The organism is Vibrio owensii CAIM 1854 = LMG 25443, from assembly GCF_000817815.1.
GTDB lineage: Bacteria > Pseudomonadota > Gammaproteobacteria > Enterobacterales > Vibrionaceae > Vibrio > Vibrio owensii.
The window spans coordinates 1-24,099 of record NZ_JPRD01000006.1; the positions used below are offsets into that span (position 1 = coordinate 1).

18 protein-coding genes are annotated in these 24,099 nt (G+C 45.5%); 11 read left to right on the forward strand and 7 right to left on the reverse strand.

The features are described 5' to 3' along the window. Window positions 1-77: 77 nt before the first annotated feature. The 5 genes from bamE to nadK all read right to left on the reverse strand — a co-directional run bounded on the left by bamE (window position 78) and on the right by nadK (window position 5,336). Window positions 78-437 (reverse strand): outer membrane protein assembly factor BamE, encoded by a 360-nt coding sequence (bamE, locus tag H735_RS02240; RefSeq protein ID WP_020196429.1) that lies wholly within the window; start codon window positions 435-437, stop codon window positions 78-80. Between the two features lie 247 nt (window positions 438-684). Beyond that, the gene (locus H735_RS02245) at window positions 685-1,167 is read right to left on the reverse strand and encodes a GNAT family N-acetyltransferase (RefSeq protein ID WP_020196430.1); all 483 of its coding nucleotides are present in this window, start codon (window positions 1,165-1,167) and stop codon (window positions 685-687) included. 28 nt (window positions 1,168-1,195) lie between these two features. Continuing rightward, entirely contained in the window at window positions 1,196-2,860 is a 1,665-nt protein-coding gene (gene recN / locus H735_RS02250; RefSeq protein ID WP_020196431.1) for a DNA repair protein RecN, read from the reverse strand. A 168-nt stretch (window positions 2,861-3,028) separates the two neighbouring features. Then, window positions 3,029-4,216, reverse strand: coding sequence for a DUF3103 domain-containing protein (locus H735_RS02255; RefSeq protein WP_020196432.1), 1,188 nt, complete (start codon window positions 4,214-4,216; stop codon window positions 3,029-3,031). Window positions 4,217-4,451: 235 nt separating this feature from the next. Beyond that, window positions 4,452-5,336: an NAD(+) kinase gene (gene nadK / locus H735_RS02260; protein WP_020196433.1), complete on the reverse strand. Its 885-nt coding sequence runs from the start codon at window positions 5,334-5,336 to the stop codon at window positions 4,452-4,454. Between the two features lie 145 nt (window positions 5,337-5,481). Between nadK and grpE the strand changes: the two genes are divergently transcribed. The 4 genes from grpE (at window position 5,482) to dnaJ (ending at window position 11,344) form a co-directional block, all read left to right on the forward strand. Further along, window positions 5,482-6,078, forward strand: a complete 597-nt coding sequence (gene grpE, locus H735_RS02265; RefSeq protein WP_005447652.1) for a nucleotide exchange factor GrpE — start codon at window positions 5,482-5,484, stop codon at window positions 6,076-6,078. Between the two features lie 421 nt (window positions 6,079-6,499). After that, the gene (locus H735_RS02270) at window positions 6,500-7,774 is read left to right on the forward strand and encodes a dicarboxylate/amino acid:cation symporter (RefSeq protein ID WP_010446260.1); all 1,275 of its coding nucleotides are present in this window, start codon (window positions 6,500-6,502) and stop codon (window positions 7,772-7,774) included. A 301-nt stretch (window positions 7,775-8,075) separates the two neighbouring features. Beyond that, window positions 8,076-9,992, forward strand: a complete 1,917-nt coding sequence (gene dnaK, locus H735_RS02275) for a molecular chaperone DnaK (protein WP_020196435.1) — start codon at window positions 8,076-8,078, stop codon at window positions 9,990-9,992. A gap of 203 nt (window positions 9,993-10,195) precedes the next feature. Continuing rightward, window positions 10,196-11,344 (forward strand): molecular chaperone DnaJ, encoded by a 1,149-nt coding sequence (gene dnaJ / locus H735_RS02280; protein ID WP_020196436.1) that lies wholly within the window; start codon window positions 10,196-10,198, stop codon window positions 11,342-11,344. 132 nt (window positions 11,345-11,476) lie between these two features. On the opposite strand, the gene H735_RS02285 is transcribed toward dnaJ, so the two are convergent. Beyond that, on the reverse strand, window positions 11,477-11,911 hold the full coding sequence (locus tag H735_RS02285; RefSeq protein ID WP_005447645.1) for a type IV pilin protein: 435 nt from the start codon (window positions 11,909-11,911) through the stop codon (window positions 11,477-11,479). A gap of 103 nt (window positions 11,912-12,014) precedes the next feature. On the opposite strand from H735_RS02285, the gene H735_RS02290 reads away from it, so the two are divergent. The 6 genes from H735_RS02290 (at window position 12,015) to tadA (ending at window position 17,623) form a co-directional block, all read left to right on the forward strand. After that, on the forward strand, window positions 12,015-12,530 hold the full coding sequence (locus tag H735_RS02290; protein ID WP_020196437.1) for a GspH/FimT family pseudopilin: 516 nt from the start codon (window positions 12,015-12,017) through the stop codon (window positions 12,528-12,530). A gap of 9 nt (window positions 12,531-12,539) precedes the next feature. Continuing rightward, window positions 12,540-13,166, forward strand: coding sequence for a PilW family protein (locus tag H735_RS02295; RefSeq protein ID WP_020196438.1), 627 nt, complete (start codon window positions 12,540-12,542; stop codon window positions 13,164-13,166). Beyond that, window positions 13,166-14,461, forward strand: a complete 1,296-nt coding sequence (locus H735_RS02300; RefSeq protein ID WP_020196439.1) for a hypothetical protein — start codon at window positions 13,166-13,168, stop codon at window positions 14,459-14,461. The genes H735_RS02295 and H735_RS02300 overlap by 1 nt, the downstream gene beginning before the upstream one ends. After that, complete coding sequence (locus H735_RS02305) at window positions 14,451-14,861, forward strand: type IV pilus modification PilV family protein (protein ID WP_020196440.1); 411 nt, start codon at window positions 14,451-14,453, stop codon at window positions 14,859-14,861. The genes H735_RS02300 and H735_RS02305 overlap by 11 nt, the downstream gene beginning before the upstream one ends. A 288-nt stretch (window positions 14,862-15,149) precedes the next feature. Further along, window positions 15,150-16,709, forward strand: a complete 1,560-nt coding sequence (locus tag H735_RS02310; RefSeq protein ID WP_020196441.1) for an AbgT family transporter — start codon at window positions 15,150-15,152, stop codon at window positions 16,707-16,709. Between the two features lie 380 nt (window positions 16,710-17,089). Further along, entirely contained in the window at window positions 17,090-17,623 is a 534-nt protein-coding gene (tadA, locus tag H735_RS02315; protein WP_027726715.1) for a tRNA adenosine(34) deaminase TadA, read from the forward strand. Between the two features lie 522 nt (window positions 17,624-18,145). Here the strand turns inward: tadA and mltF are convergent. Then, window positions 18,146-19,750, reverse strand: a complete 1,605-nt coding sequence (mltF, locus tag H735_RS02320) for a membrane-bound lytic murein transglycosylase MltF (protein ID WP_020196443.1) — start codon at window positions 19,748-19,750, stop codon at window positions 18,146-18,148. A 323-nt stretch (window positions 19,751-20,073) separates the two neighbouring features. On the opposite strand from mltF, the gene purL reads away from it, so the two are divergent. Then, on the forward strand, window positions 20,074-23,970 hold the full coding sequence (purL, locus tag H735_RS02325) for a phosphoribosylformylglycinamidine synthase (protein ID WP_020196444.1): 3,897 nt from the start codon (window positions 20,074-20,076) through the stop codon (window positions 23,968-23,970). Window positions 23,971-24,099: the final 129 nt, after the last annotated feature.

The following is a 24,099-nucleotide window of genomic DNA, read 5'->3' on the forward strand; positions in this document are numbered from 1 at the left end:
CTTATTTAGGACGGTACACAAGCAATAAAAAAACCTCCATGAGGAGGCTTTAGGAATACTGCGAAAATAAAAGTTGTTTACTGAATCTTCTCGTAAAACGCATCGCTTTTTGGGTAGTCGCCAGTTAGATCAGCCAGCGTACCTTGATCGCTAAATTGAACGATCAGATCTTTTTGCACGGAATCACCGTGACCTGGTGTGTGATGGTAAATGTAGTACCACGTGTTCGGGTAGCCATTTTCAACCAACATAGGTGAACCAAGAACGTAGCGAACCTGTGCTTTAGTCATCCCAAACTTTAATTTATCAACCGCACTTTGTTCTACATAGTTGCCTTGGTTGATATCAATACGATAAACCAGTCTTTCCAATACCGAACATCCTGTCAGCAATGTCATTGCTAATGGTACGGCAACTAACCACTTCTTTAATTGCATAATAATTTCTTAGTAACCTTTAAAATACTGCGCTGATAATAAACAAGCTCGACGCAGATGTAAAAAGCTATGCGTCGTATGGTAGGAAATCTGACAACGAATTTTGAGTTGAGTTGCATTTATTCGCTGATATTGCACGCTAAATGACAGAACATGACTCACAAATTCGCTTAAACCGAGAACTGAACAGTTTGTCACGCACAATAATGGCATGTTTGTCAGGCCAATGAAGGAGAAAATTCAGTGGTTATTTGGCTTGTGAAAACTCAAGTAGAGTATCGTCGGAAAAGCGATAGTACTCTTTCTCGTTGACTCGCTCAGCGCCAATCGATTGGTAAAACCGACCTGCGATAGGGTTTGTGCTTTCTGCTGTCCAATCTAATCGATGACAACCATGATTGACGGCAAGAGACGCGAGATATTTCATCAACTTTAGTCCTACGCCTTTTCCTCGCGCAGAAGAGGACACGAATAGGTCCTTCAAGTACATTTGCCCGGAGAGTTTCGGCGCAGGAAACATCACGGTGTAAGTCGCAAACCCCATTATGGTATCGTTATTGTATGCAGCAATAACTTTGACGCCTGAGTACTCTGAAAAGACTTTGTACTTGAGATAATGTGCCAGCTCTTTCTCGGTGGCTGCTTGTTCTTTGAAGTAGTACTGCTCTAATTCGGTAAAAATGGGGACGAGATCTAAACAGCTTTCATGGTTGACTGTCCTGATATCCATATTTCATCCCCTTATTAAGGCTAAGTCGTTAAGCTGCAATAAGCAGTTCTTTTGCGTTTGCCAGTGTAGAGTCAGTGATTTGGCTGCCACCAAGTAAGCGAGCGAGTTCTGCCACACGTTGCTCTTCATCCAGTGAGCGCATTTGTGTTTCAGTTTGGCCGCTTTTGGTGTGTTTCGCGACAAACATCTGTTGGTGACCACAACCAGCAACTTGCGGCAAGTGGGTAACACACATGACTTGGGTCGATTCACCTAGTTTGCGTAGCATCTTGCCAACTACGGCCGCTGTTGGGCCACTGATACCTACGTCCACTTCATCGAAGATCAAGCTTGGTGTGTCGACTTTTTGAGCGGTGATTACTTGGATCGCTAAGGAGATACGCGATAGCTCACCACCAGACGCGACTTTAGCGATAGGCTGCAATGGCTGACCTGGGTTGGTTGAAACCAAGAAGCATACGCTGTCCATGCCTAGTGGAGATGGATGCGCGTTTTCGTTGTTCACTTCGATGCTGAACATGGCTTTTTCCATGCTCAACTCGTGCATGCTTTGCGTGATTAGCTTGTTCAATTCTTTGGCATAACGGCTGCGTGATTTGTGCAGTTTTTCTGCTTGAGTTAAGAAGCTTTGGTATTTCTGTTCCACTTCTTGTGCTAATTCATCCAAGCGTTCATCAGAGCAATCTAGTGCTTCAATTTGTGCTAGCAGATCTTGGTGGTGTTGGTAGAGCTCATCAGGCATCACATGGTGTTTGCGAGCCATCGACATCACTTTAGAAAAACGTTCTTCTACATAAGCCATGCGACCCGGATCGACATCAATGCCGTCAAGGTAGCTGCGAAGTTCGTTTTTGGTTTCTTCTAGCTGGATCATTGCCTCTGACAGCATGTTTGGTAGTTCAGCTAATTTCTCATCTAATTCCGCTAATTGGATTAGGGAGTGATTGGCCGATTGCAAAATACCAAGCGCATTGACTTCTTCACCTTCGTAAATAAGTTCGATGGCTTGCTGGCAGGTAGCGGCAAGTTCACCGCTGTTGGACAGTCGTTTGTGCTCTTGCTCGAGCTCTGCGAATTCTTCTTCACCTAGCGATAACTCATTCAGTTCTTTGATTTGGTATTCAAGCAACTGTTTTTGCGCCTGGTTTTGCTGGCTGTTCTCTTTTAGTTGCTTAAGGTTATTGTCTGCCTGACGCCAATGCTGGTAAGCACTGCGTGTGCTTTTTAATAAGTTTAAATGTCCTGCATATTGGTCAAGCATGGCCATTTGATGCTCGCTTTTCATCAGTTGATGATGGGCGTGCTGTCCATGGATGTTGATCAACAACTGCCCAAGAGATTTGAGTTGTGAAAGTGGGACTGGGCTGCCGTTGATGAAGGCTCTAGAGCGGCCCTCTTTAGTGATGATGCGACGCAAGATACATTCGCTGCCATCCAGCAGGTCGTTATCTTCTAGCCAACGCGTTGCGTGTAGATTGTTGTCCAGTAAAAAGGCTGCGCTGACTTCTGTTTTTTCTTCGCCTTGTCGCACCATGCCTGCATCGGCACGTCCGCCTAAACAAAGACCTAATGCATCAATTGCAATAGATTTACCTGCGCCTGTTTCACCAGTGATGGTGGTCATGCCCTTTGAAAGCTCGAGCTGTAAAGATTTAACAATCGCAAAATTATTAACACTTAGATGAGCCAGCATTTTTATTTACCTGTATAACCGAACAATACTGTATAAGAAAACAGTATATACTGTTTCTTTATACAGTAAAGGTGGGTTAGGTATTTTTTCTCAAAGAAGCGATTTTTTGTGAGGGAGAAGGGAAAAATAGGTCGCAGAAAATGCAACGACCTATTTAAATTGAACAAGTTACGGGCGAGTTGGGTTAATTGTGAGCGGCTCTAAAGTAACCACTGCGTTGACGCCAGCACCTGGATGGTCAACATAAGAAGTGTCTTGCATCAGCGTGTAGTAAACATCGACAAAATCATCATCGTTGGTGAGTGCTCCATCCGGGATCGCATCGATAATTTTGTTCGTGATTTGAGGAATAATGGCGTATGCCTGTACTTCTGGATCTGGAATTGCCTTCAGAACCTCTTCTGCAACCTGAACAAGCAGCTTGGCTAACTGTTTGTAATCGGTGCCGTCATCTTGCTCCATCAAGACGATATCCGCCGCCCCCCAACGGTAACGAGACCAGTGAATGATGATTTGGTTCGGATAGTAATCTTGATTGTCGTAATCCAAATATGGAAGTTCGACCAAATCTAACGCTGGCTCGTCACGGCTTGGATTGACGCCAGTAACGATGGCGTAGATTTCTGCTTTGCCCGAGATCCAAGGTTCTTGATCATCTGAAAGACGAATTTTCTTAAGTTGCGTGGTTTGAATTGGTTGAGTGGAGCTTGCTGCACTGGCCAGAAGAGGGGCATTAGCTCGCTGGTTATCGGATAGATACGGCTGGACCATGGTTGCTTGGCCTAAGCTTTTCATCTCTGCTTGCATGGCTTGCAGGCCAGCTTTGAGTTCTGCAGAGCTATTGTTATCAATAACCAAAACCGGTACGTCAGGAAGTTGATAAACGTCCAACTGGTGGATTTGACCATAGACATCGTACGCTTCGATGTATTGCCATTGCTCATCATCGCCACTTGGTTCAAAAGCAAATAGGGGGCTAATTTTGCCTTCTTGCCATACATCTAGCATCGCTTCATTTGCAAGGCGAACTTCGAGAAGCTGTTCTGAGTATTCTGAAATGCCTTTCCATGAGCGAATTTGTGTATCGGCTTGTATAAGTTGTTTACTGAAAGTTGATAGGGGAGTTTGTTCAACAAAAGAAGAAACAGGGACATTGATGTGCTCTGCGGTGATGTCTCGGCGCAGCATCGGTTCTATGTCGGTGTAGCTCTCGCTGAGTTGTTGTGCCAACGCTCGTTTAGTGTTGGTGATGTCCTCGGCTTTTGCGTTTGAAATATCGGTAACCTTTGCCTCCTCAGATTGGCAGCCCATAAGCGCTAACATACTGAGAGCGGACAATATAATTGTTTTTTTCATAATGCGTCCTTTGAGATAACTGGTATGAAATAGAGTTCGTATTCTATTCATGGTGAGAATATCATCGGACATCGAGCATTCAATTCGAGCGTTAAGGTTTGTATAAATTTTGCACACAAGATCTAAATTTATAAAATTAATTTTAATGTTGCTTGATTGAATGTCGTTTGGCTTTTACAAGAGCTTTTATGGCAGAGAAGAAAAAAGGTTGATGCTTTCACACCAACCTTTATTGCTAAAACAGTTTGCTTGACCAAGCAAGCTTATTTCTGAGTACGTGATAGTAGCTGTAGTCCTTCGGATGGATCAGCTTGAGAACGTTCGGGCTCTGATAGATATGGATTTCATCGCCTGGAGACACTGGTAGAGAGACTTGCCCGTCACAGCTCACTTCTTGTGTGCCGCGGTTTTCTGGAGAAACGACCAGTTTGATACGACGTTTTCCATCCACAACTAACGGTCGGCTAGACAATGTATGCGGGAACATTGGCACCAGAGAAATCGCGTTTAGGCTTGGTGACAAAATTGGGCCGCCACCTGACAAAGAGTAAGCCGTAGAGCCCGTTGGAGTAGAAACAATTAACCCATCGGCACGCAGTGAGAACGCGAAGCTGTTATCAATATAGACTTCGAATTCAATCATGTGCGCGACTTGGCCAGGGTGCAAGACCGCTTCGTTCAATGCTGCGTTGTGACTCTTGATTTGACCGTGACGATGGATTTCTGCTTCCAATAAAAAGCGCTCTTCCTCAATATATTCGCCTTTTAATACGGCCTTCAGTGCTTCTTTAAAGTTATCAGGATCAAGGTCAGTCAGGAAGCCCAAGTTTCCTCGGTTTACCCCAATGACAGCCACATCAAAACGAGACAAGATGCGAGCTGCGCCTAACATGTTGCCATCACCGCCAACGACAATAGCGAGATCGGCGTTTTTACCCAATTCAACAAGGCTAGCAAACTGGTTTTGCGGGATTTCGTCTAAAATTGCAGCAAGGCGATCATCGATAAAGACTTGGTAACCTTCAGAGGTCAGCCATTCGTATAACTCTCTATGAGTTTGAATTGCCTGCTGATCTCGTGGTTTTCCGATAATCGCGATCACGTTACATGGGTTTTTCATAGCATTTCCGCATTAAAGAGGCTTGAATCAGGAATCTTCATCCCCATAATAATGGCAAGTTACCTAAATATGCGAATTTTTATGTGGTTAAAGCCCACAAAACGTGAGTGGCTTTAAGGACATTAAGTTGAATTCTGGAGATATCATGAGCAACGAAGAAAACAAAGTTACAGAAGAAGAGCTTGATCAAATCATCGAAGAAGCTGAGAAAGTAGAAGCCGCAGCGCAAGAAGCTGAAGCAGAACTTGAAGAAATTGGTGATGAGAAAGACGCTAAGATTGCTCAACTAGAAGCAGCACTACTGTCTAGCGAAACAAAAGTGAAAGACCAGCAAGATGCGGTTCTTCGCTCTAAAGCTGAAGTAGAAAACATGCGTCGTCGTACTGAGCAAGAAATCGATAAAGCTCGTAAGTACGCTCTGAACAAATTCGCTGAAGAACTACTTCCAGTTATCGATAACCTTGAGCGTGCAATCCAAGCTGCAGATGCAGAGCACGAAGTGGTTAAGCCAATTCTTGAAGGTGTTGAGCTAACACACAAGACGTTTGTAGACGCAGTATCGAAATTTGGTTTGAAAGAGATCAACCCAGAAGGTGAAGCATTCAACCCTGAATTCCACCAAGCTATGTCTATTCAAGAAAGCCCAGATCACGAATCAAACACAGTTATGTTTGTGATGCAAAAAGGCTATGAGCTAAACGGTCGAGTTGTTCGTCCTGCAATGGTTATGGTTGCTAAGTAATCAACTAAATCATTGATATAAATATATTAAAACGCCCACCATTCAATAGCGGGCGTTTTTGTTTCAAACATTACCATCAACATATTCATCTCTCTGAATATGTGCGCAAAATGAAATTTGATCCCCTTCAAATTTTTTCTTATTGGTAAAAATTTTTCCAATAAGGGATATCCTTTCTTTATCTTGCTTACCCATGGAATGGGTGTGTCTATAAGTTCCTGTTATCACTCGCAGTCAACATTTAATTCTGAATATGAATGTAGATCTAGCGATTTACTTTTAATGTTATTTATTAACAATTTCGTAAAGAGAGTCTTTATTTTGTAACTGTGGTGTGTATTATTCGCGAGGTCTGCCGTAAAAACCAGCAGATGTAACTATAAAAGTATAAATAGCAAACACAACATTTTGGAGATTTATGATGGATAAATCGCTTTCTAGCAAGATTTTTATCGGCTTGTTTGCGGGTCTTCTGATCGGTACTGCAATTCAGTATCTTTTTAGTGGCGTTGCTCTCTTTGATACTTATTTACTTGGCGCAGCAGAAGGCGCTGGTGGCATGTTTGTATCATTGATTAAGCTGTTAGTAGTACCTCTTGTTTACGTATCTATCGTATGCGGTATCGTTGACCTGAAAGACATCACTGCTTTTGGTCGTCTTGGTGGTAAAACCTTTGCTCTATACATTATCAACACCATCATCGCGATTACTGCGGCACTCACCGTTGGTCTTATTTTCCAACCGGGTGCAGATGCGAATCTAGCGGGTACGATTTCAGAGACCGTTAAACTAACAACAACAGAAACTCCTGACATTTTCTCGTTAGTGGTAAACATTGTTCCAAGCAACCCAGTACAAGCGTTTGCAAATGGCGACATGTTACAAATCATCTTTATGGCAATCCTGACAGGTCTTGCTATTCAAGCTCTTGACTCACGTGGTGGTCCAGCTATTCGTACGTTCAAGATGGCGAATGAAATCATGATGAAGCTGGTTGGTCTAGTAATGAGCCTTGCGCCTTACGGTGTATTTGCTCTGATGATTCAACTAGGTGCAACACTGGATGCAAACACATTGATGTCTGTTGCTGGCTACGTAGCACTTGTTGTTGCAATGCTAGTGTTCTGGATTTTCTTCTTCTACCCAATGGCAGTAGGTATTGCGACGGGCACTTCGCCAAAAACTTTCCTACGTGCAACTCGAGAGCAGATCCTATTCTCGCTATCGACAGCAAGCTCTAACGCGACCATTCCAGTAACAATGCGTACGCTGACTGAGAAGCTTAAAGTATCTAAATCGGTAGCTGGTTTCGGTGTACCACTGGGCGCAACAATGAACATGTCTGGTGTTTCTATCTACATCGCACTAGCAACGATGTTTGTCGCAAACGCGTTTGGTCAGCCAATCAACACTGCTGATATCTTTACTCTTGGTCTAACTATCTTGCTACTGTCTATCGGTGCGGGTGGTGTCCCAGGTGGCGGTGTAGTGATGGTAGGTGTTCTATTGCACCAACTAGGTCTTCCGCCAGAAGGTCTTGCAATTATCGCAGCCGTAGACCGTATCAATGATATGTTCTGTACTTCATCTAACGTGGTTGGTGATACAGCAGTAAACACCATTGTTGCGAAGTCTGAAGGTGAGATTGGTAAAGAAGAAGTGGTAGACGCAGAGCCAGCACAAGCAAGCGCATAATTTGCAATACACTCTTAGTTGAAAAGCGAGGCTATATGCCTCGCTTTTTCTTTTATAGAAATGAGAATCGAGATTGAAGAGTCGAAGGGGGCAGAGTTGCGCTCGTATCTCTTCTTTTGCGCAACTTTTTTTAATTTTTTTTGCTCCCTCCCTTGAAAAGCCATTTGCAGCCCTTATCTATTGGGCATAAGAGAAGCAAACAACATTATTTTTGTTTGTGAGCAAGGGTTGAAACCCGATTCTACGTCCCCACATAGGGGATATAGCAAAACGAAAATAGAATTTATTTGGAGATAGCCTGATGGGTAAAATCATTGGTATTGACTTAGGTACTACTAACTCTTGTGTTGCTGTTCTAGACGGTGACAAGCCACGCGTAATTGAAAACGCAGAAGGCGAGCGTACAACCGCATCTGTTGTTGCATACACAGACGGCGAAACGCTAGTAGGCCAACCTGCTAAACGTCAAGCAGTAACAAACCCAACTAACACGCTATTTGCAATTAAGCGTCTAATTGGTCGTCGTTTTGAAGACGAAGAAGTTCAACGTGACATCGAAATCATGCCTTACAAAATCGTTAAGGCTGACAACGGTGATGCTTGGGTAGAAGCGCAAGGCCAAAAAATGGCTGCTCCTCAAGTTTCAGCTGAAATCCTGAAGAAAATGAAGAAAACTGCTGAAGACTTCCTAGGTGAGGAAGTAACTGGCGCAGTTATCACAGTTCCTGCTTACTTTAACGATGCTCAACGTCAAGCTACAAAAGACGCTGGCCGTATCGCAGGTCTAGAAGTTAAACGTATCATCAACGAACCAACAGCGGCTGCTCTAGCATACGGTCTAGACAAGTCAGGCGGCGACCGCACTATCGCGGTATACGACCTTGGTGGTGGTACATTCGATATCTCTATCATCGAAATCGATGAAGTTGAAGGCGAGAAAACGTTCGAAGTTCTAGCAACTAACGGTGACACTCACCTTGGTGGTGAAGACTTTGATACGCGTCTAATCAACTACCTAGTAGACGAGTTCAACAAAGAGCAAGGCATCAACCTTAAGAACGATCCACTAGCGATGCAACGTGTTAAAGAAGCAGCAGAAAAAGCGAAAATCGAGCTTTCTTCTACTTCTCAAACTGACGTAAACCTACCTTACGTAACTGCAGACGCGACTGGTCCTAAGCACATGAACGTGAAAGTGACTCGTGCGAAACTAGAATCTCTAGTTGAAGACCTAGTACAACGTTCTCTTGAGCCACTAAAAGTTGCTCTAGCTGACGCTGACCTATCTGTAAACGACATCACTGACGTAATCCTAGTTGGTGGTCAGACTCGTATGCCTATGGTTCAAGCGAAAGTTGCTGAGTTCTTTGGTAAAGAAGCTCGCCGCGACGTAAACCCTGATGAAGCAGTAGCAATGGGTGCTGCAGTTCAAGGTGGTGTACTTGCTGGTGACGTTAAAGACGTACTTCTACTAGACGTTACTCCACTGTCTCTAGGTATCGAGACAATGGGCGGCGTAATGACTAAGCTAGTTGAGAAAAACACGACTATCCCAACTAAAGCGAACCAAGTTTTCTCTACAGCAGAAGACAACCAGAGCGCGGTAACTATCCACGTTCTTCAAGGTGAGCGTAAGCAAGCGTCTTTCAACAAATCTCTAGGTCAATTCAACCTAGAAGGTATCCAAGCTGCACCACGTGGTATGCCACAAATCGAAGTTACTTTCGACCTAGATGCGGATGGTATCCTACACGTTTCGGCGAAAGACAAGCAGACTGGTAAAGAGCAGAAGATCACTATCCAAGCTTCTGGCGGTCTAAGCGATGACGACATCGAGAAAATGGTTCAAGAAGCAGAAGCTAACAAAGAAGCGGACAAAAAGTTCGAAGAGCTAGCAACTGCACGTAACCAAGCTGACCAAATGATTCACGGTACTCGCAAGCAAGTAGAAGAAGCTGGTGAAGCACTACCTGCTGAAGAGAAAGAGAAGATTGAAGCAGCTATCTCTGAGCTAGAAACTGCACGTAAAGGCGATGACAAAGAAGCGATCGACGCTAAAGTTCAAGCGCTAATGACGGCTGCTCAAAAGCTAATGGAAATCGCTCAACAACAAGCTCAAGCGCAACAAGCACAAGGTGCTGACGCTGACTCTCAACAGTCTAAAGAAGACGACGTAGTTGATGCTGAGTTCGAAGAAGTTAAAGACGACAAGAAATAATATTATTTCTAACTAGGTGGCCTATGGTCGCCTAGAGTCGATAAGACTTTGTGCGCGGGCGTTTGGGGTAACTCTTACGCCCGTCTGTTTGTCAAAGCTGTCTTTCTAGTTAAGTATTTTGCAATGAGTGCACTTACCTAGAACGATACAAACACCAAGCGGTAAATGATGCCGTTTGCAGTAATTAATTGGTGACGAAGAACATGTCAAAACGTGATTTTTACGAAGTATTAGGCGTAGGCCGTGATGCCTCTGAGCGCGATATCAAAAAGGCGTACAAGCGTCTAGCGATGAAATTCCACCCAGACCGTAACCAGGGTGATGAGTCTGCTGCGGACAAGTTTAAAGAAGTAAAAGAAGCGTACGAAATTCTCACTGACCCTCAAAAGAAAGCGGCGTACGATCAGTACGGCCATGCAGCTTTTGAACAAGGCGGTGGCGGCTTCGGCGGCGGCGGTTTTGGTGGCGGTGGCGCTGACTTCGGCGACATCTTTGGCGATGTGTTCGGTGATATCTTTGGTGGCGGCCGTCGTGGCGGTGGTCAGCAACGCGCGCAACGTGGCGCTGACCTGCGTTACAACATGGAACTGTCGCTAGAAGAGGCGGTTCGTGGCGTATCAAAAGAGATCGAAGTACCTACGCTTGTTCACTGTGATACCTGTGATGGTAGCGGCGCGAAGAAAGGCTCATCAGCTGAAACGTGTGGTACCTGTCATGGTCACGGTCAAGTTCAGATGCGTCAAGGCTTCTTTGCCGTACAACAGACCTGTCCTACCTGTCACGGTAAAGGCAAGATCATCAAAGACCCATGTAATGAATGTCATGGTCAAGGTCGTAAGCAGAAAACTAAGACACTTAACGTTAAGATCCCAGCAGGTGTTGATACTGGCGATCGCATTCGTCTATCTGGCGAAGGCGAAGCTGGAGAAATGGGTGCACCAGCAGGTGACCTATACGTACAAGTTCACGTGAAAGAGCACCATATCTTCGAACGTGAAGGCAACAACTTGTATTGTGAAGTGCCAGTTAGCTTTGCTATGGCTGCTCTAGGTGGTGAAGTTGAAGTTCCGACACTAGATGGTCGTGTGAACCTTAAAGTACCAACAGAAACGCAAACAGGACGTATGTTCCGTATGCGCGGTAAAGGGGTGAAAGGCGTTCGTGGTGGCGGTGTTGGTGACCTAATCGTTAAGCTTGTAGTAGAGACTCCAGTTAACTTGAGCGCTCGTCAGAAAGAATTGCTTAAAGAGTTTGATGAATCTTGTGGTGGTGATGCCGCAACTAAGCACAAACCAAAATCTGAAGGCTTCTTCAACGGCGTGAAGAAGTTCTTTGATGACCTAACAAGCTAATTGCTGGTTAGTTGAATCCAATAAAAAGCCTGCTGTGATGCAGGCTTTTTTGTATCTGCTTTCTTTTTATTTAAAGTGACTTTATGGCATCGAACTTGTCGTCTAAGTTGTCTTTATCTATTCTCGAAAGGGCTAATCCCAACATGCACTCGGTGACTCTATGTTGGTGGACGTTAGGGTTATTTTATTTACCCCACTAGGGAAACAGTTATCACCGTTTTGCCCTAAATCGGCTTTTGCCGTTGCTTCGATAACATAAGCTGCGCTGGATGTGCTTGCGATACTAAATGAAAAGCGATTTGAATCGGAGTCGCAGATCGTACAAGTCCCGCCAGAGATGATACTACTCCAATCGTACCCACCGTTGTAAGAGGTTTCTAGCTCCAGTTGTATGCGACTGATATCGCTTAGAGCAACGGTGCGGTGTGCCGTAATGGTGTGGTTGGTATATGACGGATAAGCGATAGCCGCGATGATTCCAATAATCACAACTGCTATCAGTATTTCGATCAATGTCATCCCTCTAAATCGTTTGTTGTATCCGTTACAACCAGAAATTCGAATCATGACGAGTAGTTTCCTTTTCACTTTTCCGCCTATTTTTCTCAGGTGATAGCATCTGCGCAAGATGAATTACGGTCCTCTTGCCGTTTGCATAGGAATTTGGGAAATGCCTCGCGGGTTTACATTATTGGAGCTTCTGATCACTATCGCCGTGCTGGGTGTTTTGCTCACGGCTGCTGCTCCTTATTTCCAAAATGTTTTTGAAACCAACAAAATGCAGCGCTTAGCGAATGAACTGCATGGCTTTGTTATTCAAGGTAAGTCAGAAGCGGTATTGCGCAGAGAGAGGTTGTGGGCGCACTTTATCATGCCCGATAGTTCATCTGATGATGGTCACTGGCGCATCGATCTTACTGATAACGGAACGGAGGGCGCAGGGACGGTTTTGTTCTCTTTTTCAGGAGCGCCTTATGAAGGGATCGTCGTTACACCTAATTACGCTTCCGACCAAATCAGTTTCGACGACGTTCATGGTCGCCCTTCTTCCGGCAATATCAAATTCTATCCGGTAGGAGAATCTACAAAAGCACTCAAACTCATCTCCCATACTCTTTCTGCTCGCGTTCGTGTATGCAGCGATAGCAACAATACCGAGTTCTTCGGTTACTCAACGTGTTCTTAAGAGGTGAATATGTTTAACCAAAAAGGTGCCAGCCTCGTTGAGTTCATGATTGCTTCTTCTTTAGGGCTGATTTCTTTGGGTATCGTCGGCTCGCTTTATATCAGTGGTCAGAAGGTAGCGATGGAGCGCTCAAAGGAGCTGATGCTATTGCAAAATACGGCCAGTGTTTTACAGATGATGAAAAGTGATATTCAGCGTGCAGGATTTGATGGTAGCGATGGGAACTCCGTGAAAATTTCGGGCGCCAGCAATACGATTTTTACTCTTGATGCTCCGGGAATGGGGCTTATTGCTTACGCCTACAATGTCGGAACTTCAGGAGCGACACCTTTGTATAAAAACGTGGTGTATGAACAGCGAATCGATACGCCTGAATCTCTGTTTGTATGTGAAAAAAAACAAGCAACGCTTTGGAGTGTGGCTGATGTGATCGCTTTATCTGGAACGGGATCATGTAACACGCTTTTTGATAAGAAAGCCATTCATGTAAATCAATTTTCGTTGGTAGCGGCTACGGTAAGAAATACCGATGCTGAGAGTGCCTTGGTGACGGTTACATTGGGAACAGAGTTAAAAGATGCGACGGGTACTCGTACCGAGCAGTCCTTTACGGTGAAACAAAGGAACTGGCAATAATGAATAAAGAACAAGGTGCAGCAGCGTTACTGGTTGTCAGCGTATTACTTGTCGCAGCGTTAATGATGTCGCTTGGTAGCTACAAGTCTCTTTTCTATCAGATCAAACGTGCTAATAACCAGATTGAAGCGCGGCAAGAGCATTGGCGTGCTGAGGGGGGATTGGAGTGTTTCTATTCTTTAGTTCAAAGTACAGGTGATGTTTCTTCTGCAACGTCACTAATTTCAAACAGATGTGAAACACCGTTAGACCTGCATCAACTAACTTTAGAACCCGACAATAAGGTGCTAAGTCAGCCCGTTGCGAGTTCTAGCCGAACCATTGAAAAGCAACTAGTTCTATCTCGTGGAAGAGCTTCTGGAGCACTAAAAAGTAGCACTGATTTATATGTGAATGGCAGCTCTGCTTTTTCGACACCAGATCCTGGAGAGTTAGTCGGTAGTGGGTGGGAATGTGTGGCTATTCGCTATAAAAATGCTTTCCATTCTCGAGCTGGGGCGACTAATCAAGGGGTTATCCATGGCTCAGCGCCTTATGCAGATTTTGTTCACAACAACATAGATTGTAAAGCAGAACATAAGAGTGTCACTGCTTCTGACTCAGGCTATGGTGAGGACTTTATTCAAGACGCAGACCTAGAGCCATTTTTCGACATTTTTAGAGAGCAGCGTAGTAATTGGGATTCTGTGAAATCTGACTGGGGTTTTACTGCGATTGATTACGATGATTCAACCAATCAAATCGTTACCGATTGTGGAAAGAAAGTTGGGGAGCAAATTTCAGCAGGCAAAACTCATATTTGGGTGACTGGGTCCTGTGAGTTTACTTCCTCGAAAAAGAATAGCTCTGGAGGTTATGAGAATGATTCTGATGGGGTACCAATCAAAGGTGGCATTGATTATCTCAACGAAGCCTTTGATGCAACAGGAGAAACGCCAATATTACTCTTGATTCAAGATGGTATCTTCGCTGTACATGGCTCTATGACTTTCCCCGGTATGCTTTATCAACTCACAACCAACTCACTTACAGGGTTGGATACACATTGGGACTTATTCGAGGCCAAAGATCACTTTGGAGATGCGGCTAACTTTCCCACGCTTGCTTTAGATAAAGTCGTTTACCTCCAACGCGGTTCCTTTAGTTTTTCGGGTGGACAAGTGTTAGATAGCCCTGGTTATAGTGCTTATTTTGTGAACTCTCTAAATTTTGCATACAACCGAGATAACATAGATGAGGTGGTCGATCCGATCATTAAATTCAAGTGGAAAAAGGGCTCTTGGAATGATCTCTAAACAACAAGGTTTTAGTTTAATTGAGGTGCTCATTTCATTCTTGCTACTCGGCATCGGCGCACTTGGCCTGACAAAGCTGCAAATCTATATGGAACGCAAATCAGAATATGCGATTCACAATATTGAGGCGCTACGCTTAGCGGAAAATAAACTCGAGAGGTTTCGGACTCGTGGCGCTTCTGATGCGCTTTCTACAATTTCTACTGCCTCTTTTGCTTCGATCATGACAGGATCTTCTACTGCGGGAGCTTACATTGTGGAATGGGAAGTTCCAGCGGCAACAGTCTCTGGTTCACTCAAAACCATTACCATTACTTCTAGCTGGCAAGACCGGATGGGGGAAACACAATCTGTTGAATTGAAAACTATGATTTCGCAGTACAGTGAGTTCGAAAACTGAGGTGTTTTCTATTCCGCTTATAATTACTTTTATCGTTAATATTGACGCTTTTTATTGCTAATTTCGGTGGTTAACAGGTGGTTTTGCAACTGTTAATGTGAATGGTGTGCTACTGTTTTTTTATGTTTAATTGATATAACTTTTTTGCAAAATATGTCTCCAAATATGGAAAAAAACGTAGAACCTTGTGCTTTCTTAATCACTATTTAATAGAATGCTCGGTTGAAAATAGGCCGTTATAATTATTCAAATAGGCCATGGCACCAACATCATTCATATGGAGTTACCATGAGTAACCAAGCAGTAAATAAAGCACCGTCACCGAAGCCGAGCGGTATGGATCGCTTTCTGAACTTTATCGAGCGAGCAGGTAATAAAATCCCTGATCCAGCGATTTTGTTCTTCTGGGCACTAATCATTACTTGGGCTGCGTCTGCACTTTTGTCGAATGTTTCTTTCGACCTTCTAAATCCTCGAACTGGCGAAGCTCTTACTATTACTAACCTTCTAACAGGTGAAGCACTAGCAAGTTTCCTTGCTAACATGGTGACAACGTTCACTGGCTTTGCGCCACTTGGTATCGTTCTTGTAGCGATGTTGGGTGTAGGTGTTGCCGATTCTTCTGGCTTCATCACAACTGGTCTTAAGAAGATGCTGAACTTCACGCCAGCAAAACTTCTTACTCCAATGCTAATTCTTGTGGCAATCGTATCGCACACTGCGGCGGATGCGGGCTACGTTCTAGTTATTCCTCTTGGTGGTATCATCTTCCACGCAGCAGGTCGTCACCCTCTAGCGGGTATCGCGGCAGCGTTCGCAGGTGTATCAGGTGGTTTCTCTGCAAACTTCATCCCTTCAGGGATCGACCCTCTACTAGCTGGCTTCACGCAAACAGCGGCACAGGTTCTAGACCCTGAATACGTAGTAAACCCTCTAGCTAACATCTTCTTTACTGGTCTATCTTCAGTAATCATCGTTGCTATTGGTTGGTATGTAACTGAGAAAATCATCGAACCTCGCCTAGCGAACACGCCTGTTGATGAAGATGCAGAAAAAGCACCAGATCTTGGTTCTTTCACTGAAACTGAATCAAAAGCGTTCCGTTACGCTGGTTGGGCTATGATGGCAGGTATCGCACTTCTTGTTGTGGCGCTTATCCCAGAAAACTCTGCACTGCGTTCACCTGAAGGTGAAATCACAGCGTTCTCTGCGCCGATCATGAAGTCTATCGTTCCGTTGATCTTCATCCTGTTTATCATTCCAGGTTACGTTTACGGTCGCGTTTCTGGCACGTTCAAGACAAGCAACGACATCATCAAAGCGATGGCGGATACTATGTCTACGATGGGCGCATACATTGTCATGTCGTTCTTCTGTGCGCAGTTCCTATCTGCATTCGCGCAATCAAACATCGGTACGATGCTAGCGCTATACGGTGCGGAAGGCCTGAAAACGATGAACCTACCAGGTGAAGCAACTATCATCGGTATGATTCTTCTAACAGCTTCTGTAAACCTTCTAATTGGTTCTGCATCAGCGAAATGGGCTCTTATCGGTCCTATCCTAGTTCCTATGCTAATGGCTGTAGGTATCTCGCCTGAGCTATCTCAAGCGGCTTACCGTGTAGGTGACTCTGTATCGAACATCATTTCACCTCTGATGGTATTCTTCCCTCTAGTAGTGGTTTACTGTCAACGTTACGTGAAGTCGACAGGTATCGGTACGCTAGCGTCTCTAATGATGCCATTCTCGATTGCTATGCTAATCGGTTGGTCTATCTTCCTAGTTGCTTACTGGATGCTAGGTATTCCTCTAGGTATCCAAGCGCCATACACTTACACAATGTAAATACCGTCATATTTGGCGCTGTAGCGTTGTTAACTGCGCAAGTTCACCCTAATCACATAGAGCCTCTATGCTCATAGGGCTGAACTTGCTTGTTGCCTAGCTACAACACCAACTATTTAGGTATTGGTAATTCGAAAGCGCTGGTCGAGAGACTGGCGCTTTTTTTTGTTTTGAGAGTCGGGAACGGACTTTGCCCTTCGGGATACAAAATAAAGAGATCCCCAACTCGCTCGTACCTCGCTCTTGAGGATGATGATCAAACTGCTTTGAATCACGGTATTTGTACCCTAACAGGCAAAATCATCCCGCTTCCACTTCCCCTCTTTGAAGGTTAAAATCCACTTTCAATCACGATCTATCCCCAATACCGGAGCCTCCTTTTGTCAGATTCTCAGTTTTCCCCTCAAGACGAACTATTTATGCGCCGTGCGATGGAGCTTGCAGAGCAAGCAGAAGCAGAAGGGGAAGTGCCGGTTGGTGCTGTTTTAGTGAAAGACGGAGAGATCATTGCGGAAGGTTGGAACCGCTCTATTTGTGCTCATGATGCGACTGCTCATGCCGAGATCCAGACGTTACGCAAAGCAGGAGAGGCTTTAGAAAACTATCGACTGCTTGATACCACTTTGTATGTCACGCTGGAGCCTTGCCCAATGTGTGCTGGTGCGTTGCTACATAGCCGAGTGAAACGAGTCGTTTACGGTGCGCCTGATTTAAAAGCAGGTGCGGCAGGGACGGTATTGAACTTGTTCGAAAGCCAAGCGGCGTATCATTACGCGACAGTCGAAAGTGGGTTGCTAGAGGATGAATGTCGCTCGCAGTTACAAGCGTTTTTCAAGCGTCGTCGCAAAGAGATTAAAGCTAAGAAGCAAGCGCAAAGAGCGAACGATGATGGACAGGAAACAAAGGGCGAATAGTTTAAGGAAAAGGGCTTCTTAAAGGTGGGGGACTTGGGCTTTTAGCCACGAGTAGCCTTTAGCAAACACCTACCCAAGAGTAGATGTTTGCTTTAAGTTCTCAGTGATTCACAAGGTGAACGAAAACACGGTTACGTGCACTGACTTTCTTTTTCATACACGTAAGCTTGCGCTTACGGCGGTTAGCAGCCACTGTCTTATTCAAACGTTTTGACTGCACTCTGCGTTTTCTCATTATCAGAACCTCTTGCAGACAACGAACACACTCTCCGACACTCGCATGGCAAAGTGTCTGATTTATTATCAATCGATGACATTCTGATGAGGCACGCTTACGGACGAAGGTGGCATCAGTTCGAGGAGAGGTGACCAAAAGAGCCTCTATGTTATGCGAGCCCAATCTTGGTAAGGCACCAAGGAGCAGCACAAGCTAGATTAGCCCGAAAGAAAGGATTCTAGATAACTTTATCTGTTGACTCAATAAAAAAATAGCGAGCTGTGAGCTCGCTATTTTCGAAAGGTTTATTCTGCTTTTGGTTCGGGTGTCTGTTCCGCCTCTTGAGGTGAACTTTCCTCAGTGTTGGAGATCGTTTCCACCGCTCCAGAAGTCTGCTCCGCCAAGGTTTTCACTGCTCCAGAAATTAACAAATCTGGATTGAGTGGCGGGATCACTTGTAGATCTTCTGTGTCTTCATCAATCGCTGGCTTTTGGCTGACGTGACCAATGATCGACTGGTAGTAGCGACGAATATTTTCGACGTAGTTACGAGCTTCATCACCGCGAGCATAGCCATAACGAGTTTGGCTGTAGAAGCGTTTCTGACGTAGCAATGGTAGGCGCTCTTTCACATCTGCCCATGCATTTGGATCGCCACCTTGCGCTTTCGTTAAGCGTCTTGCATCCATCATATGGCCATAACCCACGTTGTAAGAGGCCAACGCAAACCAAATCTTCTCATGTTCATTAATTGAATCTGGCACACGAGCCACGATACGGCGAAGGTATTCCACACCACCACGTACGGACTGCTCTGGATCTAGGCGATCCGTTACCCCAACACTCTTCGCTGTTGGCAGCGTTAGCATCATCATTCCGCGCACGCCAGTTGGCGATTTCGCTTTCGGTTTCCAGTGAGACTCTTGGTATGCCAAGGCTGCAATCAAGCGCCAGTCGAACTCTTCACTGTATTTTTGGAACAGTGGTGACCATTTCGGCAAGGTGTTATCCAAGGCGCGAATAAAGGCACGCGTGTCTACGTAGTCGAACGCTTCAATATGGCCGATGTATTTCTCTTCGAGCGTCGCGAGTTCGCCAGACTGCTTAATGTTGCCAAAGAACTCGATCAACATGGCATACAAGCTTTCATCTTCAGAACGACGAGTGAACCAAGAAACGGGTTGGTCTTCGGTTAGCTCAAAAGCCAAAGCTAGATCTGGGTAAAGGCGCTGAGCCAAAGACAGTTCCACAGAGTCTGTAACGGTAAAACGTAGTTCACCTGTCGATACGTGTTTCAGTAGATCTCGAGTATCCGCATCACCCACAATTTCAAATTGAAGCTCTGGGTGCTCTTTTTGTAGTGCCGTCAGTGTTGGAACAAATTGAGACTGTTCAACGATTTGTAGCGTCTCTGCTCCGGCGTTCGTGTCTTCATTGCCCGCTTTCTCATCTTTCGACTCTTGGTAGTTGATGAGTTGATTTATATCACGAGGACGAAGCTGGCCTTTTTTGTACACCACTTGCTGACTCACATAGTAGTAAGCAGGCCCAGGACGGAAGCGTTGCACCGCTTGAGAGGTTTGGTTTAAACCTGTCGCAATAATATCGATATCGCCTTTTTTCAGGGCAGGGAATAACTCTGCCTGACGAAAAGCGGGTCTGATCTCGAGCTTAACGCCGAGTTGTTCTGCAAATTTACGCGCCAGTTCATAATCCAAGCCAGCAGGGCCATCAGGACCGATATAGTAGGAGAGTTGATTATTTAGCGTGCCAACACGTAGGACACCGCGCTCTTGGATTTGCTCGAATTCACTTTTGGGTTCCGACTCAATCTGACAGGCAGAAAGTAAAAGCACAGAAGCGAAAAGTAGGGCGCTGCGCTTGAGTCGGTTGAACTGACTTATTTGCATTAATTCGGTACGTCTCGATAAATTTCTAGTTGCCTTTATATCAAAGCGAGCAGGTGGGGCAAAGTGAATCAGACAGATAGAGTGCGACATTGTGTGATTTATCGACATTTTAGTCGTAATTCAAATTTGACGAAAAAAATGACGCAAACGGTTGCTTTTGGTGTTACATCACAAAAACAATTGCTATATAATGCGCTCGCAACGAAGAGGTGGCATCGGCATAGGTTTGAAAAACCTTCGGGAATAGCTTCGAAGAAAACAGTATAACCCACTGAATTTATTCCAATATCACCTTAATCACTTGCAATAAGAGACCTAAGCACATGAGAATTTTGCGTGGCTCCCCAGCTCTTTCTGAGTTTCGTGTTAATAAACTACTGGAACTTTGTCGTGAACAAGATCTGCCTGTCACTGGCATTTACGCTGAGTTCATGCACTTTGCGGATCTAAAGTCTGACCTTGATGCTCAAGAGTTGGAAAAACTGGAAAAATTGCTGACTTACGGTCCAACGATCGAAGAGCATGAGCCAGAAGGTCTTCTACTTCTTGTTACGCCTCGTCCGGGCACTATTTCGCCTTGGTCTTCTAAATCTACTGATATCGCAATCAACTGTGGTCTAGACAAAGTAAAACGTCTTGAGCGCGGCACTGCATACTACGTAGAGACATCAACTCCTCTTAACGATGCTCAAATTGCTGATGTAAAAGCACTCATCCATGATCGCATGATGGAAGTGACATTTACTGATTTTGATGCAGCAAATGCGTTATTCCAAGCGGCGGAACCTGCTCCTGTAGCAGATGTTGACCTATTAAACGGCGGTCGTGCTGCGCTTGAAAACGCAAACGTTACCCTAGGTCTTGCACTTGCAGATGATGAAATCGAATACCTTTACGATGCGTTCGTAAATAAGCTAGAACGCAACCCGACTGACATTGAGCTAATGATGTTTGCACAAGCGAACTCAGAGCACTGTCGTCACAAGATCTTCAATGCAGATTGGACTATCGACGGCGTTAAGCAAGAGAAGTCTCTGTTCAAGATGATCAAGAACACATTCGAAACTACGCCTGAAAACGTACTGTCTGCGTACAAAGACAACGCAGCCGTAATGGTAGGTTCTGATGTAGGTCGTTTCTTCCCGAACCCAGAAACTCGCCAGTACGGCTATAGCCAAGAGAAAGCGCACATCCTAATGAAGGTGGAAACGCACAACCACCCAACTGCTATCTCTCCTTGGCCGGGTGCTTCTACTGGTTCTGGTGGTGAAATCCGTGATGAAGGCGCGACTGGTATCGGTGGTAAGCCAAAAGCAGGTCTTGTTGGCTTCACTACCTCTAACCTACGTATCCCTGGTTTTGAACAGCCATGGGAAACAGATTTCGGTAAGCCGGGTCGCATCGTTAACGCTTTAGATATCATGCTAGAAGGCCCACTTGGTGGCGCGGCGTTCAACAACGAATTTGGTCGTCCAAACTTACTTGGTTACTTCCGTACTTACGAAGAGAAAGTTAACTCGCACGCTGGTGAAGAGGTTCGTGGTTACCACAAGCCAATCATGATTGCTGGTGGTATGGGGAACATTCGTGACGAGCACGTTCAGAAGAAAGAGATCCCAGTAGGTGCAAGCCTAATCGTACTTGGTGGTCCTGCAATGAACATCGGTCTTGGCGGTGGTGCAGCTTCTTCAATGGCATCTGGTCAATCAGCAGAAGACCTAGATTTCGCTTCAGTACAGCGTGAAAACCCAGAGATGGAACGCCGCTGTCAGGAAGTAATCGACCGTTGTTGGCAACTTGGTGATGCTAACCCTATCGCATTTATCCACGATGTGGGCGCGGGCGGTATCTCGAACGCACTTCCAGAGCTTGTAGACGATGGCGAACGTGGTGGTATCTTCCAACTGCGCGATGTACCAAATGATGAACCAGGCATGAGCCCACTTGAGATCTGGTGTAACGAATCTCAAGAGCGTTACGTAATGGCTGTTGCGCCAGAGAATATGGAAGTATTCGATGCGATCTGTAAGCGTGAACGTGCACCATACGCAGTTGTTGGTATCGCAACAGAAGAGCGTGAACTGAAACTTGAAGATTCACACTTCGAGAATACGCCAATCGATATGCCAATGGATGTGCTTCTTGGTAAGACGCCTAAGATGCACCGTGATGCGAAAACGCTTAAAGCGAACAACCCAGCGGTTAACCGTGACGGTATCGAGCTAAACGAAGCAGTGGATCGCGTTCTACGTCTTCCAACGGTTGCAGAAAAAACATTCCTAATCACTATCGGTGACCGCACGGTGACTGGTCTTGTTGCGCGTGACCAAATGGTTGGCCCTTGGCAGGTTCCAGTAGCAAACTGCGCGGTAACCGCAGCAAGCTACGACACTTACCACGGCGAAGCAATGTCGATGGGTGAGCGTACGCCAGTGGCTCTACTAGACTTCGGTGCTTCGGCTCGTCTAGCGGTTGGTGAAGCAATCACAAACATCGCTGCGACAAACATCGGTGATATCAAACACATTAAACTGTCTGCAAACTGGATGTCTCCAGCAGGTCACCCGGGTGAAGATGCAGGTCTTTACGAAGCAGTGAAAGCGGTGGGTGAAGAGCTATGTCCAGCACTTGGTTTAACTATCCCAGTTGGTAAAGACTCAATGTCGATGAAGACCAAGTGGGAAGAGAATGGCGAACAGAAAGAAGTAACGTCTCCGCTATCTCTCATCATCACTGCGTTTGCTCGTGTTGAAGATGTTCGTAAGACCATCACTCCGCAATTGCGCACAGATAAAGGTGACACGTCACTGGTTCTTATCGACCTAGGTAACGGTCAAAACCGTCTAGGTGCAACGGCTCTAGCACAGGTTTACAAGCAGCTTGGTGATAAGCCAGCAGACGTAGATAACGCAGCACAGCTAAAAGGTTTCTACGAAGGCGTTCAAACTCTAGTTGCGAACGATCAAGTAATGGCTTATCACGATAAAGGTGATGGCGGTCTATTCGTTACTTTAGCTGAGATGGCATTCGCAGGTCACTGTGGCGTTAAAGCTGACATTGCTGGCCTAGGCGACGACGCTCTAGCTGCACTATTCAACGAAGAGCTAGGTGCGGTACTTCAGGTTAAGAACGAAGATTTAGACGCTGTACTTTCAACGCTAGCAGCAAACGGTCTTGAGGCATGTTCACACGTAATTGGTTCAGTAGAAGCTTCTGATGAGCTAGTGATTACTTCTGGTGAGACAGTTGTTCTTGAGCGTAACCGCACTGAACTACGCACTATCTGGGCTGAGACAACGCACAAGATGCAAGGTCTACGTGACAACCCAGCATGTGCTGACCAAGAGCACGAAGCTAAGAAAGACAACTCGGACCCAGGTCTGAACGTTAAGCTAAGCTTCGATGTGAACGAAGACATTGCAGCGCCATATATCGCGAAAGGCGCTAAGCCTAAGATGGCAATTCTGCGTGAGCAGGGCGTTAACTCTCACGTTGAGATGGCAGCAGCCTTTGACCGTGCAGGCTTTGAAGCAACAGATATCCACATGAGCGACATCCTGACTGGTCAAGCGGTTCTAGAAGAGTACCAGGGCCTAGTCGCTTGTGGTGGCTTCTCTTACGGTGACGTACTTGGTGCGGGTGAAGGTTGGGCTAAGTCTATCCTGTTCAACGAGCAAGCTCGCAACCAGTTTGAAGGCTTCTTCCAGCGTGAAGATACCTTCTCTCTAGGTGTGTGTAACGGCTGTCAGATGCTATCGAACCTGAAAGAGCTAATCCCAGGTGCAGACCTGTGGCCTCGCTTCGTTCGTAACGAATCTGAGCGTTTTGAAGCTCGCTTTAGTCTAGTAGAAGTTCAGAAATCTGATTCTGTGTTCTTCGACGGTATGGCCGGTTCTCGTATGCCAATCGCAGTGTCTCACGGTGAAGGTCGCGTAGAAGTACGTGATGCTGACCACCTAGCAGCGATTGAAGCTTCAGGTACGGTTGCCGTTCGTTACGTGGATAACCACGGTAACCCAACGCAGCAATATCCGAACAACCCGAACGGTTCGCCAAACGCAATCACAGGTCTAACGACTCAAGATGGCCGCGTAACTATCATGATGCCGCACCCAGAGCGTGTATTCCGTACAGTTGCGAACTCATGGTCTCCAGAAGGTTGGGGTGAGAACGGCGCTTGGATGCGTATGTTCCAAAACGCGCGCAAGAACATCGGCTAACCTTGACTTAGTCAACGGTTAACGAAAATAGTAAAGCGCTGGTTGAGAGACCGGCGCTTTCTTTGTTTAAGGGAATCGAGAACGGACTTCATCCTATAGGACGGCGCGTTTCGAGGGGCGGGAAAAATA

Coding starts and splice junctions, on each gene's coding strand:
- bamE (WP_020196429.1), bottom strand. CDS start 437: ATGCAATTAAAGAAGTGGTTAGTTGCCGTACCATTAGCAATGACATTG.
- dnaK (WP_020196435.1), top strand. CDS start 8,076: ATGGGTAAAATCATTGGTATTGACTTAGGTACTACTAACTCTTGTGTT.
- H735_RS02305 (WP_020196440.1), top strand. CDS start 14,451: ATGATCTCTAAACAACAAGGTTTTAGTTTAATTGAGGTGCTCATTTCA.
- H735_RS02290 (WP_020196437.1), top strand. CDS start 12,015: ATGCCTCGCGGGTTTACATTATTGGAGCTTCTGATCACTATCGCCGTG.
- H735_RS02245 (WP_020196430.1), bottom strand. CDS start 1,167: ATGGATATCAGGACAGTCAACCATGAAAGCTGTTTAGATCTCGTCCCC.
- H735_RS02310 (WP_020196441.1), top strand. CDS start 15,150: ATGAGTAACCAAGCAGTAAATAAAGCACCGTCACCGAAGCCGAGCGGT.
- H735_RS02285 (WP_005447645.1), bottom strand. CDS start 11,911: ATGATTCGAATTTCTGGTTGTAACGGATACAACAAACGATTTAGAGGG.
- grpE (WP_005447652.1), top strand. CDS start 5,482: ATGAGCAACGAAGAAAACAAAGTTACAGAAGAAGAGCTTGATCAAATC.
- mltF (WP_020196443.1), bottom strand. CDS start 19,750: ATGCAAATAAGTCAGTTCAACCGACTCAAGCGCAGCGCCCTACTTTTC.
- nadK (WP_020196433.1), bottom strand. CDS start 5,336: ATGAAAAACCCATGTAACGTGATCGCGATTATCGGAAAACCACGAGAT.
- H735_RS02300 (WP_020196439.1), top strand. CDS start 13,166: ATGAATAAAGAACAAGGTGCAGCAGCGTTACTGGTTGTCAGCGTATTA.
- H735_RS02255 (WP_020196432.1), bottom strand. CDS start 4,216: ATGAAAAAAACAATTATATTGTCCGCTCTCAGTATGTTAGCGCTTATG.
- H735_RS02295 (WP_020196438.1), top strand. CDS start 12,540: ATGTTTAACCAAAAAGGTGCCAGCCTCGTTGAGTTCATGATTGCTTCT.
- dnaJ (WP_020196436.1), top strand. CDS start 10,196: ATGTCAAAACGTGATTTTTACGAAGTATTAGGCGTAGGCCGTGATGCC.
- purL (WP_020196444.1), top strand. CDS start 20,074: ATGAGAATTTTGCGTGGCTCCCCAGCTCTTTCTGAGTTTCGTGTTAAT.
- H735_RS02270 (WP_010446260.1), top strand. CDS start 6,500: ATGGATAAATCGCTTTCTAGCAAGATTTTTATCGGCTTGTTTGCGGGT.
- recN (WP_020196431.1), bottom strand. CDS start 2,860: ATGCTGGCTCATCTAAGTGTTAATAATTTTGCGATTGTTAAATCTTTA.